This is a genomic window from Bradyrhizobium liaoningense, from assembly GCF_018130955.1.
In the GTDB taxonomy this organism is placed as follows: domain Bacteria; phylum Pseudomonadota; class Alphaproteobacteria; order Rhizobiales; family Xanthobacteraceae; genus Bradyrhizobium; species Bradyrhizobium liaoningense_C.
The window spans coordinates 125,272-140,415 of sequence record NZ_JAFCJM010000003.1; the positions used below are offsets into that span (position 1 = coordinate 125,272).

Sequence of the window (15,144 nt, forward strand, 5' to 3'; positions counted from 1 at the left end):
AGGTAAGCGCTGTGAACGCGATGCGAGACCTTTCCGCAGATAGCTTCCGGCAGCATCTTCTGGAGAAATATTCACTGCCGCCGCGGGCCCGTGCCCGGGTCGAGACATCGACCAATCCGGCGTTGACGCGGCCCTTGCGCGAATTGTGGGAGGCGACCGACCTCTCGGCGGCTGACTTTGCCGACGAAGTGGCCGACTATTTCGGTCTGGCGCGCCTCGGTCTTCCACAACTTCTTGCAACCACGCCGTGCCTGGATGGCTTTTCGCGCCGCTTCTTGCGTGAATCCACCATCTTTCCGTTCCGTGCGCCGAACGGTGGCTACCGGCTGGCGATTGCCGACCCCTCCGATACCGCGGCCGTCCGGGCCGCCGAGATCGTGTTCGGCACGACGGTCGAGGTCGTCGTAGCCTCGTTCGAGGACATCACCACGGTCCTGGATCAGCGCGCCGACGCTGATGATGCCAGCACGGACGACGGCGCCAAAGGTGTGGCGCATCGATCCGACGACGACATCGAGAGCCTGCGCGATCTCGCGAGCGGCGCGCCCGTGGTGCGCGCGCTCAACGATCTCCTCGAGCGTGCCGTGGAGCTGCGCGCAAGCGACATTCACGTCGAGCCGTTCCGCACCGGCCTCGTCGTGCGCATGCGCGTCGACGGCCTGATGCGCGCGCTGCCGTCGCCGCAGGGCATTCCGCCGCAGGCGCTGATCTCGCGTGTCAAGATTTTGGCGGGCCTCAACATCGCCGAACGACGACTGCCGCAGGACGGCGCCGCGCGCGTGCGGGTCGGGCGGTCCGAGCTCGACGTGCGCGTCGCCACCATGCCGACGCAATATGGCGAGAGCGCCGTCATTCGTCTGCTGCCGCGCGACCGCGGCTTGCTCGAGATGAGCAAGCTCGGCCTCGGCACGCGCGACGAGAAGCTGATGACGCGGCTGCTTGCAATGCCGCACGGCATGATCGTGGTGACAGGGCCGACCGGCAGCGGCAAGACAACGACGCTTGCAACCATGCTGTCGATCCTGAACGAGCCGACGCGAAAGATCCTCACCATCGAGGACCCCGTCGAATACGAGATTCCCGGCATCAACCAGTCGCAGGTCAAGCCGTCGATCGGGTTGACCTTCGCCTCGGCCATGCGCGCCTTCGTGCGCCAGGACCCCGACGTGATCATGGTCGGCGAAATCCGCGACGCCGAGACCGCGCATATCGCGATCCACGCCGCGCTGACCGGCCATCTCGTGCTGACCACGCTGCACACCGAAACGTCGGCTGCGGCCGTCCCGCGGCTGATCGATCTCGGCATCGAAGGCTTCTTGTTGAAGTCCACGCTGCGTGCGGTCGTCGCGCAGCGGCTGGTGCGCATGCTCTGCGACCGCTGCAAGGTTGCGCATACGCTCACCGGGACGGACATCGCCAAAGATCCACGCTTCGAAGTGATCGGCTTCAAGGCGGGCGAGGTCGTGCACGAGGCGGGTGGCTGCGAGCGCTGCGGCGGCACCGGCTATCGCGGCCGCAACGGCGTGTTCGAGATCCTCGAAATGTCCGACGAGGTGCGCCGGCTGATCGGGCCGCAGACGGATTCCCACAGTATCGACGCCGCCGCGATGCAGGGCGGCATGACCACGATGCTGGAGGATGCGGTCGCCAAATGCCGCGCCGGGCTGACGACCGTGCCCGAAGTCTTCCGCGTCACGACGGTCCGCTGATCTCATGCCGAACTTTCGTTACCGCGCGCTCAACGCCAATGGCGAGCTGGTCTCCGGCGCCATCGCCGCGCCCGCCGCAAGCGACGTGGCGCAGCGGATCGAGCGTCTCGGCCTCGTGCTGGTCGACAACGTCACGCTCGAGGAAGGCGGCGGTGGGCGCAGCGCGCTCAGCCTCTTCAACAAGCCGAAGCCGGAAGACGTCACCATCTTCACCCGCGACCTCGCGCTGCTGCTGCGCGCCGGCGCCCGCATCAATGACGGGTTGGAGCTGCTCGCCGCCGATCGCGATTTCGGGCGCTTGCGGCCGGTCGTCGCCGACATCCGCTCGCGCGTGGTGTCCGGCGAGAGCTTTGCCGAGGCGCTGGCGCGGCACGAGGGCCTGTTCCCGCCGATGTATGTCGCGCTGGTCCGGGTCGGCGAAGCCTCGGGCTCGCTCGACCAGGTGCTGGAGGTGCTGGCGTCCGAGCGTGCGCGAACCGAAGCGCTCAAGCGCAGGCTCAGCGATGCGATCCGCTATCCAATCTTCGTGCTGGGCGCGGCGGGCTGCGTGCTGCTGTTCTTCCTCACATTCGTGTTGCCGCAATTTGCCAGCGTGCTGCAGGATTTCGGCGCCAAGGTCGATCCAACCGTGCTGATGTTCCTGAACCTTTCGACCTTCTTGCGCAACAACTCCGATGCGGTGCTCGCGATCCTTGCCGCCGGCATCGCGCTGGGCTGGCTTCTGCTGCGGCAGGAGCGCGTCCGCCGCGGCATTGCCAATACGATCACGCGGCTGCCTGCGATCAGGAACATGATGTCGTCCTATCGAACCGCGCTGTTCTGCCGGAATCTCGGCGTGCTGCTCGGCAGCGGCGTCAACCTGACGACCACGCTGCGCATCCTGGTCGACATGATGGCGACCGCCGGACCGTCGGCAGTGTGGAGCGACGCGGCCGATCGCGTCCGCCACGGCACAAAACTGTCGGACGCGCTCGCCGAGACCCAGGCGCTGCCGGCGATGGCGGTGCGCATGCTCCGGCTCGGCGACGAGACCGGGCAACTGCCGATGCTCTCGGGGCGCGTCGCGGATTTCTACGAAGCCAAATTGCAACGCACGCTCGATCGTGCGGTCGGAATCGCGGGGCCGGCCGCGATCATCGTCATTTCCATCGTCGTCGGCGGCCTGATCGTCTCTGTCATGACAGCGTTGATGTCGGTCAGTCAGATTGTCGGCTAGGTCGAATTCGGAGGTTTTTGAAGTGACCAAGAAGCTTGTCGCATCCGCAAGACGCCGGCGACGTCGACGCAACGGCGAGGCCGGCTTCACGCTGGTGGAGATCCTCGTCGTCATTACCATCATCGGCCTGATCATGGCGCTGGTTGGTCCGCGCGTGCTCAATTATCTCGGCGAGTCCAAGGCGAAGGCCGCAAAAATCCAGATCGAGAGCTTCTCCAGCGCCCTCGACCTCTATTATCTCGATATCGGACGCTATCCGACGACCAATGAAGGCCTCGCCGCGCTGACCCGCGGCAACAATCTGCCCGGCTGGAACGGTCCGTATTTGCGCGGCGGCATGGTGCCCAACGATCCCTGGGGCCATGGCTATGTCTACCGCTCGCCGGGCGAGCGGTCGCCTTACGACATCATCTCGCTGGGATCCGACGGTCAGGAAGGCGGCAGTGGCACGGCAGCCGACATTGCCAGCGGCACGCGCTAGGGCGGGTCACGATATCAGCGGCTTCGCGCTGATCGAGATCCTGTGCGTGCTCGCGATCATCGGGCTGCTCGCGGCGATCATCCTGCCGGCGATCCCGCGCTCGACGACGCGCGCCAAGCTGGAAAGCTATGCGGTGGAGACCGCCGCGCTGCTGAAGGCCGATCGCAACGCGGCGCTGCGCCGGCAGGTCACGATCGCGACGCTGGTCGATGCGGAGGCGCGCGCGATCCGCTCGGGCGTGACCGGACGGATCCTCCGCCTGCCGAGTGACGTGACCGTGCAGGCCATGCTGGCCTCGCGCTGCGGCAGTCGCGCCGCGGGACGTTCGATCGATTTCTTTCCATCGGGCATGTCGTGCGGCGGCGTGATCGCGCTGGCGCGGCCCGGCATGGGCTATGAGGTGCGCGTCAACTGGCTGACCGGAGTGGTCGAGATTGTCCCGCAGAAGCTCCTCTAGACGCATAGCGGGCACCGCCGGCTTTACGCTGATCGAGGCGCTGGTGGCGCTTGCGATCATTGCCGCCGTGCTAGGGACGATCGGCACGGTGATCGCATCGACTGTGAAGGGCACGCGCGCGATCGACCAGCGTCTGGCGTTGGCCGGAACGGCCGAGACGTTGCTCGCTGAATTGCCGGCGCGGGGTCTGTTGAAGGTCGGCCGGCAGAGCGGCGAGCTCGCCGGAAGCCGCTGGCGCATCGACGTGGCGCCAATGAAGGTGCCGGGCGGCGATCCCGCCACCGATCGCTTCGTGCCGATGGCCGTCAATTTGCGCCTCCAGCGCGCCGACGGGGCCTCGCTGCAGGTCACCACGGTGAAGCTCGTGCCGAGGTCGGTGCAATGAGGAGGTCGCGCCGCTCGCTCGCCGACGATTCCGGCTTCACGCTGCTCGAAGTCTTGCTGGCGACGCTGTTGATGACCGTCATCCTCGCGGCGCTCGCGACCGTCACGGCGCAATGGCTGCCGAACTGGAATCGCGGCATCGCACGGGTGCAGCGGGCCGAGCGCCTTGCGACCGGCCTCGACCGCATCGTCGCCGATCTCGCGGTGGCCGAGCAGGTCAGGATCAACGGCGACGCCAAAATTCCGCTGTTCGAAGGCTCGGAACTGGCGGTGACCTTCGTGCGCACGGCGCTTGGTCCGAGCACGAGCCCGGGGCTCGAAATCGTCCGCCTGATCGAGAAGGCGGATGCGCAGGGGCTCGCCCTGGTGCGCGAGCGCGCTGCGTTCCAGCCGATGCCGACGGACGGACAGATCCGCTTCCTGGATCAAGTTGTGCTGATCCGCGCGCCGTACCGCGTCAGCTTCTCCTATGCGGGAGCGGATCAGGCCTGGCAGCCGACCTGGCGCGGGCAGGCGCAATTGCCGGAACGGATCCGGGTCACGGTGCGCGACGGCGCCACCGGTCAGGTGCTGGCCGTCTCTGCGGCTGCGACGCTGCACATCACGGCACCGGCCGATTGCGCGCGCGCCAAGAATCCGACCGGATGCGTGACCGCCCGCACCAAGCCGCAGCAGGAGAAGAAGGAGGAGCAGCTTTGACCGGCGCACGCACTATCGCCGGAGGCAAGGACGCGCGCGGCTTCATCGTGATCGCGGTGCTCTGGATGCTGGCCGCACTTGCAGCGCTCGTGCTGATCTACCTGACCTACGTCACCAACACCGCCGTCACCGTCGCCGGAAATACCGACCGCGTTCAGGCCGACGCGCTGGTGAACGCCGCCATCGAGCTTGCGGCCTATCGGCTGACCGGGCAGGGCGAGGCTGCGCGCCCGACCAGCGGAACGTTCAACGCGCGGATCGGCATGGGCCGGGTGGCCGTGACCTTCCGCTCGGAGGCGGCGCGCGTCGATCTCAACGCCGCGCCAAAGGCCTTGCTGTCCGGCCTGATGATCGCGCTCGGCGTCGGCGCGAACGAGGCCGCCGGCTTTGCCGACCGCATTCTGGCGTGGCGCGCGGCGACCGAGGCCGGGCAGGACGATCCCGAAGATTCGTATTATCGCACCATGGGCACGGGCTATCTGCCGCGGCACGCGCCGTTCCCGCATGTCGAGGAGCTCTGGCTCGTTCGCGGCATCCCGCCCGCGGTGGTCGAGCGGATGCTGCCCTTCGTCACCGTGTTCAGCAACATGCGGACGGTGAACGTGATGGACGCCGCACCCCAGGTGGTGGCGGCGATGCCGGGCATGACGCCGGCGATGCTGCAACAGGTGCTGAAGGAGCGGGCCGATCCAAGGATCAGTCCGCAATCGCTGGTCGGCCTTGCCGGCAGCGCCAATGCGACGCTCGAAGGCGCCAAGGCCTACCGGCTGACGGTGGCCGTTGAATCCCCGACCCGCCGGCAGAGCTCGGCTGAAATCGTCATCCTGCTTCTCGACGGCGCCGATGAGCCCTATCGTGTATTGTCGTGGCAAAACGCCTTTGACGGCTCCGTCGGAAAGCCCCTGTGAGATGAGTTCGCAGCAATCCATTCGTGCGATCCTCGATGCCTGGACCGGCACGGTGGCCGCGACCGTCGTCGCCGGGCTGGAGCGCATGGTCTCGCCGCGGCTGGTTCGCCTGGTCGAGGACGAGAAGGGTGGGTTTACGCTGGAGGCCGGCAAGCCGGAGAATGGTCCGTCCGACCTCGCGTTCCGTGACGGCCAGTTTTCCGCGACCAATCTGGCACCGGTGGTTCGGGGCAGCCGGGTCGAGATTGTGCTGCAGCCGGCGCGCTTCCTGTTCCGGCCGCTCGAGCTGCCTTCGCGCGCGGCCGACTTCCTCGACGGCATCGTGCGCGCGCAGATCGATCGCCTGACGCCATGGAACGCGGGCGAGGCGGTGTTCGGCTGCGGCGCGCCGGTGGCGCACGGCAGCGACGGCATCACCACCTTGATCGCCGCCGCGCCGCGCAAACTCGCGATGGGCTATGTCGAGGCCATCTCGGGCTTGCACCCCTCCGCGATCGCGATCTGCACCGATGCGCCCGGCAACGGCCGGATCAAGGTGTACGAGCAGCGTTCGCGCGGCGCAGTCGATCCTGCAAGGCTGAGCCGCACGCTGCAACTGGTGCTTGGCGTCGCCGCCGTCGCGGCGGTCGTCGCGTCCGTCTTCGCAACCTATCTGGCCGACAGCCTGAGCACGCAGGAGCGCGAGCTCGAACGCCAGATCACCCAGCGCCGCGCCGCGCTCCGCGCCGGTAGCGATGGCGGCGAGCGTTCGCCGCTGGCGCTGCTCGAGCGGCGTAAATACGAGACTCCGGCAAGCGTCATCGTGCTGGAAAGCCTGAGCCGCGTGCTGCCCGACCACACTTACGTTACCGAGCTGCATCTGGCGTCGAACAAGCTCCAGATCGCCGGCATCACCCGTGACGCGCCGTCGCTGATCCCACTGATCGAGCAGTCCCAGCATTTCACCCGCGCGACCTTCTACGCCCCGACGACCCGCTCGTCGTCGGATCCCGGCGAGCGCTTTCACATCGAGGCGCAGATCGAGCCGAGGAACATGCCATGAGCGTGCGGGACACCATCACGCGCACGCTGTCGCATTCGCCGCTGATCGCGGTGACGCTCTATGTCGCGGTGGCCGGCGGCCTGTTGCTGATGGCGGGGCTTTCGGTTGCCGACGTCGTCTCCCACCGCCAGGCCCTGGCGCAGACCTCCGATCTGCTCGACCAGTTGCGCGGCCGCAAGGCGGGCGCGGGCGGCGCGGGTCTGTCATCGGCGGAGCATCCCGGCACGCCCTTTCTGGAAGGGCCGACGGTGACGGTTGCGGGCGCCAACCTTCTGCAGCGTGTCGCCGCCGCGATCGGCAATGTCGGCGGCTCGGTGCAGTCGTCGCAGGTCGACCTATCAGGCGCGCAGAGCAAGGACGGGTTCGTCGGTCTCGTCGTCAGTTGCGAGCTGGAGCAGCCCGCGCTGCAAAAGCTGCTCTACGATCTCGAAGCCGGCATGCCCTTCCTGTTCGTCGACCAGCTCGACGTCCAGGTGCCGCAGACCACGGCCCAGAACGAGGCAAGCACGGGCCGCGTCAGGGTGATCCTCGGCGTCTCCGGCCAGTGGCAGGCGGGGAAGTAGGCCGGAGCGGCCGGCTCACCAGCTATATTTGAACACGCCCTTGCCGGAATAGGTCGTGACGTTGCCGGAGAATTCGCCGTCGAAGGTCGCGGCGACCGAGAAGCCGCTCAGCCACTTTACCTCGGCGCTGCCGCTGACGAGCGCGGAATCGGCGTCGGGCCTGGCGCCGTTGACGACGAACGCACCGGCGCCCGGCAACGCCGTGAACAGGCTGGTGACGGCGCGGCTCGGATTGTAGTCATGCGCCCAGGCGGCGCGGCCGCGCAGCGTCAGCACGCCGTTCTGTACCGCGTAGGACCTGTCGGTGCGCAAGCCGAGCTCGGAGCGGGTGTCCGTCGTGGTTTGCGCCGCGTAGTTCAGGGCGAACAGCCCGCCGCCATTGAGGCTAGTCTCGGTGTAGTTGGGCAGGTTGAAGCTCGTGACCTGCACCGCCGCGTAGGGTGTGATGCCGATCAGCGGCGTCGCATAGCGATAGCCGCCTTCGAAGCGGGCCGAGAAGGAGTCGGCCTTGAAGCGACCCTGGAGCTGGTCGACGCCGGCGAGCGCCACGGTGCGGTTGGTGGTGACGTCGTGCCAGCCATAGGCCAACGCACCCGCGACATAGGCGGGACCGAAATTGTGCCGGCCGTAGACGCCCGCCTGGAACAGGTCGGCCGAGCCTGCGCCCATCGCGTTGGCGAGCGAGTAGTTCAAGCCGCCGCCACCGAGTGCGAAGCCGACGAGCGTATCCGGCGAGACCCTGTAGTCGGCGCCGGCCGCAACGCCCCAGATCCGCGCGGTGAGGTCCTGCGAGCCGACCACGGCGTTGCCGCCGACTTGCTCCGAGCCGCCATAGCCGGCCGCCCAGACGCTCCAGCGATTGGCTGCCGCGGCCAGCATCGGCGCCTTGGTCGCCATCGCATAGGCCTCTCGTTCGCGCGCCGTTGCCGGCCGCATCGAGGCGTAGGCCGCCGCATCGTCGCTCTCGGCAAATTGCGAGACACTGCCGGGCTTGGTAAAGCCGCCGTTACGCCCGGCAATGGTGGGATCGAGCATCAGGTTGAGGAACTGACCGTCGGCATTGATCGCGGACTGGATGATGCCGGTGCCGAGCTCGCCCGAAGCGATCGTCAGACCCGCGGGCGTCAATCCCGCAAAGGCCGCCGGAATGCCGCCGGTGCTGTTGAAGAAGTTCGTCAGCGTATTGGCGACGTTCTGCTGATTGATGGTGAGGTTGCCGCTTGTCGGCTTGAAGTCGAGGCCGATATTCAGGAATACGTTGTTGGTATCGTAGCTCAGCGACGCGGAGATCGTGGGCATGTTGGACGCGACAGTCGGATTGAAGCTGCTGCCGCCGAACCCGCCGGTCGCGTTGAGGATGGTGTACTTCTTCTGAACCGTGCCCGAGACGAAATTCGCGTTGACCGTTGCGTTACCAAGTGCGGCCGTACCCAGCACGTTGGTGAGGCCGGCATTCGTCGAGGACACCTGGACGAGATAGGTGGACGCCGCAGTGAAGCTCAGGCTGCCGTTGACCGTCAGCGGCCCGAAGGCGCTTGCCGCGCTGCCCGGCGCGAGCGTGCCGCCGACGATCGCCGTGTTGCCGACCGTGCCGCTGCCGGCCAGCGTGCCGCCGGCATTGACCGTGGTCAGCGCCGAACTCGCGATCGAGCCGTCCACCACCAGCGTGCCGCCGTTCACGGTGGTGCTGCCGGTGTACGTGTTGGTGAAGGAGAGAACCTGCGTGCCGCCTGTCAATACAAGGTTGCCGGTGCCGGTAACATTACCGATGACGCCGGCGAACGTGCCGTTGCCGTTGGTGATCGTCAGCGTATTGCCGCCGAGATTGACCGAGCCCGCGCCGGACAGTGACTTGATCGACGTGCCACCATTGGTCAGGCCGGAAATGTCGAAGATGCCGTTGGCAACGACGCTGCTGGAGGCGGCGATGCTGCCATTGGTGCCGCCGAGGGCGACGAGAGCGAGCTCGCCACCGCCGGCGATCGTCGTTGTGCCGGTATAGGTGTTGGTTCCCCCGAGCTGTTGAAAAGCGCCGTTGGCGATGAGCAGATTGCCGCCGGCGCCGCCACCGATGCCGCCGTCCTGAATCGCGCCCCCGAAGAAGCTTCCGTTCGTGATGGTCAGCGTCTTCGAGCCGAGTGCGACGATTCCGACGCCCTGCGGCGAGGACAGTCTTTGCACCGATGCGCCAGAGGTGGTCTGGGAAATGTCCAGAGTGCCGCCGGCCCCCGCCCCGAAGGCCACGATAAACGAATTCGCGATCGAGCCGTTGCCCTTGAGCGCCAGCGTCGCGCCGGGGGCGATTTTGGTGGCGTTGGAATAGGTGTTGGCGCCGGACAGCGTTTGCGTTCCGCTGCCAATCTGGACTCCACCCGTGCCCTGGATCGCGCCTGAGAATTCGGTCGAGCCGTTGGTGATCAACAAATCCTTGATGCCCATCTGCACGGCGCCGCTTCCTGCGAGCGTGGTGATGAAGGCGACCCCGGGTGCGATCGCGGAGATATCGAGCGTTCCGTTCACCGTTACGATGCTGGACGAAGCGATGCTGCCGGAGCCTGACAGTGCCAGCGTGCCGGCCGAGATCGTCGTCGCGCCGGTATATGTGTTGGCGCCGGTCAGCGTCAGCGTGCCGGTGCCGACCTTGGTGAGCCCGCCGCCGATGCCGGAGATTACGCCGTCCATAACGGTGGTGGTGTTGTTGCTGCCGGTGGTCAGCGTCTTGGCGCCGAGCACGTAGCTGCCCGCGCCTGCGATCGAGCCGACCGACAAGCCGGCACTGGTGAGGCCAGAAATGTCAAACGTGCCGCCGGTCAGGGTGATGAAGCTTGCGGTGCCGCCAGAGCTTGTTCCGGTGAAACTCGTCGTGCCGCCATTGTTGGTGGTGATCGTTGCGTTGCCGGCGGTGGAGGAATTGTTGAAGGTGATCGAGCCGTCGTTCGATATCACCGCGGAGCCGGCGGAAGCCGAGGTGTTGAAGGCGAGGAAGCCCGTCGCATTGTTCGAGATGTTGGCAGAGCTGGCCGAACTCGTGTCGTTGAAATTGATCACCGCATTGTTGGTGATCGTGGCGGTTCCCGCGTTGCTCGAATTGTTGAACTCGACGTCGCCGCCATTGATGATGGCCGACGCGCCGGCGGTGCTGGTGTCGCTGAAGGCGATCGACCCGCCAGTGACGTTGTAGATCACGCCTCCGGTGCCGCCGTTGGCGCTGCTCGCGTTCGAGAACACGAGGCTGGAGGAGACGTTGAAGGTCTGGAGATTCGTCGAGTTGTTGGAAACGCCGACGCCGTTCACCACGAAGATGTCGTTGATGTTGACGGTGTAGCCTTGCGCGTTGGGCGCGGCGGTGAAGACGATGCCGCCGATGCCGACGAGGCCGTTGCTGTCGACCGTCGTCGAACCCGTATTGGTGAACGTCGCAACCCCGTCCGGGACCGTCGGGGTCGAGGTCCAGTTGGTGCCGTCGGTCCATTCGGTGCTGGTCGCCCCGGTCCAGGTGCCGTCGAGCGCGAATGCCGGGTTTTGGCCGAGGACGACACCGAGCGCCGACGTGGCGAGCAGGGTCGCCAGCGAATGGCGCATGATGGATGGCAATCCGTGTCCGATTGTCTTGGAAGCGCGTGCCGGACCAGCCATCAGGGCTCTCAAATCAGCAAAGCAAAAGATCGGGGCGTACAATGGTGGCGTTCAACCCGACTGAACGCCTCATATTCCATGCCGCCGCTGCCGGCTGCAATGAACGGCCAACCCGTTGCGCTCCGTTTCGGCTTGTTTCATTTGCAATTTCGGCCGTCGTGGCCGATCGGCAACATGTTCCCGCAAGGGGGCGCGGTGCAACGCCAGTGGTGGCTCGGCCGCGCCTGGAGCGGGCTGCTGCCGCGCTCTTGATTCGGACGCGCGGGTTGATGGCCGGGGCCGCAAGAACTAGGCTATTGGCCTGATTGCGACGCCGTGCCGGTGCGGCGCGGGTCAGCGGGGAATTTTGATGGCCAGATGGCTGGGACTGATCGGATTGGCCGTGCTCTGGGCACTTCCCGCAGGGCCCGGGGCGATGGCCGCGACCTCGTCCCGGATAGACATCCTGCCCGACGAGGCCGTGCGCGGCCCGAGCGAGACGATCGACGTCGGCGCCGTGAAGCCGATTGCCAGACCCGCCCAGCCGGCGAACAGGCCGGTCCCGCGCGGCAACCCGCTCTGGTCGGTGCCGCTGTCCGCCCTGACCGCGACCGAGGAGCGCCCGATCTTCTCGGCCTCGCGCCGTCCGCCGCCCCGCGCGGTGGCCACGATGCCTGTTGAAGAGACCAGCGCGCCGCCGCCCAAGCAGACGGACGCTCCGCCGCCACTGGTCCTCGTCGGGGCAGTGGTGGGCGAGGGCGATGCGATCGCGATCCTGCTCGACCGAACCGACCAGAAGGTGATCCGGCTGCGCCAGGGCGAATCGCGGGCCGGCTGGTCCCTGAGCGCGGTTCAGCCGCGCGAGGTGACCCTCAAGCAGGGCGACCGCAGCGAGGTGCTCGCGCTCCAGCGTCTCGACGCGCCGCTTGCCCCGCCACTGCTGCCGCCAGGTGTGCCGGCTGCGGTCGGCTCTCCACCCGTCGAAAGCGGCAAGCTGGTGGCGCCGGCGGCGGGCGATCTGTCGTTTGCGCCTTTCGTGCCGCGCTCTACACCCAAGAACGGCGAATCGGACGGGCTCTGACGCTTAGAGCTTTGACGCGAACCGGTGTCCACTTCGCTGGAAAACGCTTTAGCGCCCGAGGATCGTCCCCAGCGTGCCGCAGATCCGCTCCTGCTGGGCCTCGCGCAGCCCCATCCACATCGGCAGTCGGATCAGACGTTCCGAGAGGCTGGTGGTGACCGCCAGATCGCCATGCGTGCGCCCGAACCGCAGCCCCGCGGGCGAGGAATGCAGCGGCACGTAGTGGAAGACCGCGTGGATGTTCTCGCCCATAAGCTTGCGCAGTACCGCGGAGCGATCGATCTCGGGCGGCAGCAGCACGTGGTAGAGATGACCGTTGTGACGGCAATGGGCGGGCACGATGGGGCGGCGCAGCAGGCCGCGCTGCTCCAGCGGCGCCAGCATGTCGTGATACCTGTTCCAGATCGCCAGCCGCTCGCGCGTGATGCGCTCGGCTTCCTCGAGCTGGGCCCACAGGAAGGCGGCGGTGATATCGCTCGGCAGATAGGACGAGCCGATGTCCTGCCAGGTGTATTTGTCGACCTCGCCGCGGAAGAACCGGCTGCGATCGGTGCCCTTCTCGCGCATAATCTCGGCGCGCAGGACGAACTCGGGATCGTTCACCAGAAGGCAGCCGCCTTCGCCCGACATGACGTTCTTGGTTTCGTGGAAGCTGAAGCTGCCGAGATCGCCGATCGCGCCGAGCGGCGAGCCCTTGTAGCTCGCCATGATCGCTTGCGCGGCGTCCTCGACGATCCGCAGATTGTGACGCCGCGCGATCTCAACGATCGCGTCCATCTCGCAGCCGACGCCGGCATAGTGCACCGGCGCGATCGCGCGCGTGCGCGAGGTTATCGCCGCCTCGATCTGCCGTTCGTCGAGGTTGAGCGTGTCCTCGCGAACGTCGACGAAGACGGGGACCACGCCGCGCAGCACGAAGGCATTCGCGCTCGACACGAAGGTGAAGGAGGGCAGGATCACCTCGTCGCCGCTTTTGAGGTCGAGCAGCATGGCGGCCATATCGAGGGCGGAGGTGCAGGAGTGCGTCAGCAACGCCTTTGCGCATCCGGTGCGCCGCTCGATCCACTCGTGACAAAGCTTGGTGAAGCGACCGTCGCCGGACACGTGCAAGCTGTCCAGCGCATCCTGGATGTAGCCGTGCTCCTTGCCGGTCGGGTAGGGCCGGTTGAACGGGATGAACTCTGATGCCATTGCCTAAGCCGTTGAACCGCCTTATGACGCGAGCTGACGCCCTGTTTCGAATCCAAGTTGGCGTTTTGGCGTTTTCCGTCGCAAGAATCAACTGGGGATCCGGCGCAGTTCGACGGAACTGTTGTGCCGGCTGCCATAGGTGATTAGGACGGTTCGCGGCGCGCGCTTGCCAGGAAGGATGCGGCTTGACCGGTACGCAAGTTGACGCGCCAGGCACGGCGGACGGTCCCAGGTGCGAAGGGGGCAGCGGCCGGCTTCGCCGCCTGATTCACGGCTGGTCGGCAAACCTCGTGCAGATGCTGCTCGCCCTGACGCAGCAGCTGCTCCTCATTCCTGCATTCCTGCATTTCTGGAGCAGCGACACGCTCGCAGCCTGGCTTGCACTCTATGCGGCCGGCTGCCTCGTGATCGTCGCCGATGCCGGCTTGCAGCTTCGCACCATAAACCGCTTTCTCGCCTTCAAGTCCTGCGTCGATTGCGACGGACGCACGGCGAGTTTTTACGCGCGCATGATGCGGATCTATCAGGGCATCGTCGTGGTGCTCGGCGTGCTGCTGATCGTGAGCACCGAGTTGTTTCCACCCGCTTCGGTGCTCGGATTTCACGCGACGCCGACCTTCGACACCGCGATGGTCGTGATGACCGTCGGCACGCTGCTCGCTCTTCCCGCCAATCTGGTCTCCGGCCTCTATCGCGTGCGCGGCAAATACGGACGGGCCGTGTGGTCGCAAAACGTTGCAATGCTGCTCGGGCAGGCCGGGCAGCTCATCGCGATTGCCTGGTTCGGCAGCCTGCTGGCGGTCGCGATCGCCTATGTCTCGACGCAGATCCTGTTCGCGCTGTTCCTGGTTGCCTATGACGCGCCGCGCCAGTTGCCGTTCCTGCGCCGCGGCCGCTCCGCCGCATCTGTGTCGTGGCGCTGGAGCGCCGGACAGTTCGGGCTCGCCTTTCCCTTCGCCATTGCCAACCTCACCGAGCTCGCGCTTGCCAACGCGCCGATGCTGCTGGTCAGCGCGATGGTCGCCGACCGCGTCGCGGTGGCGCAATGGGGTCTGATCCGCGTGATCGCGAGCTTCGTGCGAGGCGTCTGCATCCAGATCACGCTGCCGATCGGTGCAGAGCTCGGCCACGATCATGCGATCGGCGACAAGGTGCGGCTGCGCGGACTCTATGCCCATGGGTCGGTGTTCGTCACCGCCATGGCCAGCCTGATCGTCGCCGGCCTGTTGCCGTTCTGGTCGGACTTCTTCGCGTTGTGGACGCATGGCAGCATTCCGAACGATGCTCCGCTCACCTTGACGCTGCTGCTCGGCTCCGCCGTCGTCGCGCCCGCGCTGATGGCGCTCGTCTTCGCCAATCACAGCAATCGCGGCGATCTCCTGGTCCGGACCAAGGGGCTGCAACTGATCGCGTTCCTGATCCTCTCGGCCTTGCTCATCCCCCGGCTCGGGCCCCTCGGGGCCGCAATCGCGATCGTGGCGAGCGACCTCCTGACCCAGGTCGGAGTCCTGACGCAGGTGATCATGCGCCAGACGCTCGCACATCCGCTCCGTCACATGCTGGTCCTGATCGCGGTGATGGTCGCGATCATCCTCGGCGGATGGGGGCTTGGACTGGCGATCCATGCCATGGTGCCGGGAACGGGGCTGCTCCGATTTTTGGCGGAATGCGCGATCTGGCTCGCCGTCGTTGCCGTTGCGGCAAGCCCGCTCCTGATGGCGCACGTGCGTATGCGGGTGCTGGCGGCGGTGCCCAACTAGGGCATCGAGATCAGGACCCGCCCGCGACTTTGGCGGCC

13 protein-coding genes are annotated in these 15,144 nt (G+C 66.6%); 11 read left to right on the plus strand and 2 right to left on the minus strand.

The genetic code is table 11. From position 1 onward, the window contains the following. The first annotated feature begins 20 nt into the window (after positions 1–20). From JQ632_RS03620 to gspM, 9 genes are read left to right on the plus strand one after another with little or no spacing between them, the layout of a single operon-like run. Positions 21–1,709: a GspE/PulE family protein gene (locus JQ632_RS03620; RefSeq protein ID WP_212400903.1), complete on the plus strand. Its 1,689-nt coding sequence runs from the start codon at positions 21–23 to the stop codon at positions 1,707–1,709. Positions 1,710–1,713: 4 nt separating this feature from the next. Beyond that, a complete protein-coding gene (locus tag JQ632_RS03625) occupies positions 1,714–2,925 on the plus strand; it encodes a type II secretion system F family protein (protein WP_212400904.1) in 1,212 nt (403 codons plus the stop codon). A 22-nt stretch (positions 2,926–2,947) separates the two neighbouring features. Continuing rightward, complete coding sequence (gene gspG / locus JQ632_RS03630; RefSeq protein WP_212400905.1) at positions 2,948–3,406, plus strand: type II secretion system major pseudopilin GspG; 459 nt, start codon at positions 2,948–2,950, stop codon at positions 3,404–3,406. Then, positions 3,369–3,863, plus strand: a complete 495-nt coding sequence (locus tag JQ632_RS03635; RefSeq protein ID WP_212400906.1) for a prepilin-type N-terminal cleavage/methylation domain-containing protein — start codon at positions 3,369–3,371, stop codon at positions 3,861–3,863. Before gspG ends, JQ632_RS03635 begins: the two co-directional genes overlap by 38 nt. After that, positions 3,841–4,248, plus strand: a complete 408-nt coding sequence (locus JQ632_RS03640) for a prepilin-type N-terminal cleavage/methylation domain-containing protein (protein WP_249151330.1) — start codon at positions 3,841–3,843, stop codon at positions 4,246–4,248. Before JQ632_RS03635 ends, JQ632_RS03640 begins: the two co-directional genes overlap by 23 nt. Beyond that, positions 4,245–4,946 (plus strand): prepilin-type N-terminal cleavage/methylation domain-containing protein, encoded by a 702-nt coding sequence (locus tag JQ632_RS03645; RefSeq protein ID WP_212400907.1) that lies wholly within the window; start codon positions 4,245–4,247, stop codon positions 4,944–4,946. Before JQ632_RS03640 ends, JQ632_RS03645 begins: the two co-directional genes overlap by 4 nt. Continuing rightward, complete coding sequence (locus JQ632_RS03650; RefSeq protein WP_212400908.1) at positions 4,943–5,854, plus strand: general secretion pathway protein GspK; 912 nt, start codon at positions 4,943–4,945, stop codon at positions 5,852–5,854. Before JQ632_RS03645 ends, JQ632_RS03650 begins: the two co-directional genes overlap by 4 nt. 1 nt (position 5,855) lies before the next feature. After that, a complete protein-coding gene (locus tag JQ632_RS03655) occupies positions 5,856–6,896 on the plus strand; it encodes a PilN domain-containing protein (protein WP_212400909.1) in 1,041 nt (346 codons plus the stop codon). Further along, entirely contained in the window at positions 6,893–7,459 is a 567-nt protein-coding gene (gene gspM, locus JQ632_RS03660; RefSeq protein ID WP_212400910.1) for a type II secretion system protein GspM, read from the plus strand. Before JQ632_RS03655 ends, gspM begins: the two co-directional genes overlap by 4 nt. 15 nt (positions 7,460–7,474) lie before the next feature. On the opposite strand, the gene JQ632_RS03665 is transcribed toward gspM, so the two are convergent. Further along, positions 7,475–11,041 (minus strand): autotransporter outer membrane beta-barrel domain-containing protein, encoded by a 3,567-nt coding sequence (locus tag JQ632_RS03665; RefSeq protein ID WP_249151331.1) that lies wholly within the window; start codon positions 11,039–11,041, stop codon positions 7,475–7,477. 403 nt (positions 11,042–11,444) lie between these two features. Here JQ632_RS03665 and JQ632_RS03670 point away from each other — a divergent pair, with 403 nt between their 5' ends. After that, on the plus strand, positions 11,445–12,155 hold the full coding sequence (locus tag JQ632_RS03670; protein ID WP_212400912.1) for a hypothetical protein: 711 nt from the start codon (positions 11,445–11,447) through the stop codon (positions 12,153–12,155). A gap of 48 nt (positions 12,156–12,203) precedes the next feature. Here JQ632_RS03670 and rffA read toward each other — a convergent pair whose 3' ends face one another. After that, on the minus strand, positions 12,204–13,346 hold the full coding sequence (rffA, locus tag JQ632_RS03675; RefSeq protein WP_212400913.1) for a dTDP-4-amino-4,6-dideoxygalactose transaminase: 1,143 nt from the start codon (positions 13,344–13,346) through the stop codon (positions 12,204–12,206). A gap of 185 nt (positions 13,347–13,531) precedes the next feature. Between rffA and JQ632_RS03680 the strand changes: the two genes are divergently transcribed. Beyond that, positions 13,532–15,106: a hypothetical protein gene (locus tag JQ632_RS03680; protein WP_212400914.1), complete on the plus strand. Its 1,575-nt coding sequence runs from the start codon at positions 13,532–13,534 to the stop codon at positions 15,104–15,106. Positions 15,107–15,144: the final 38 nt, after the last annotated feature.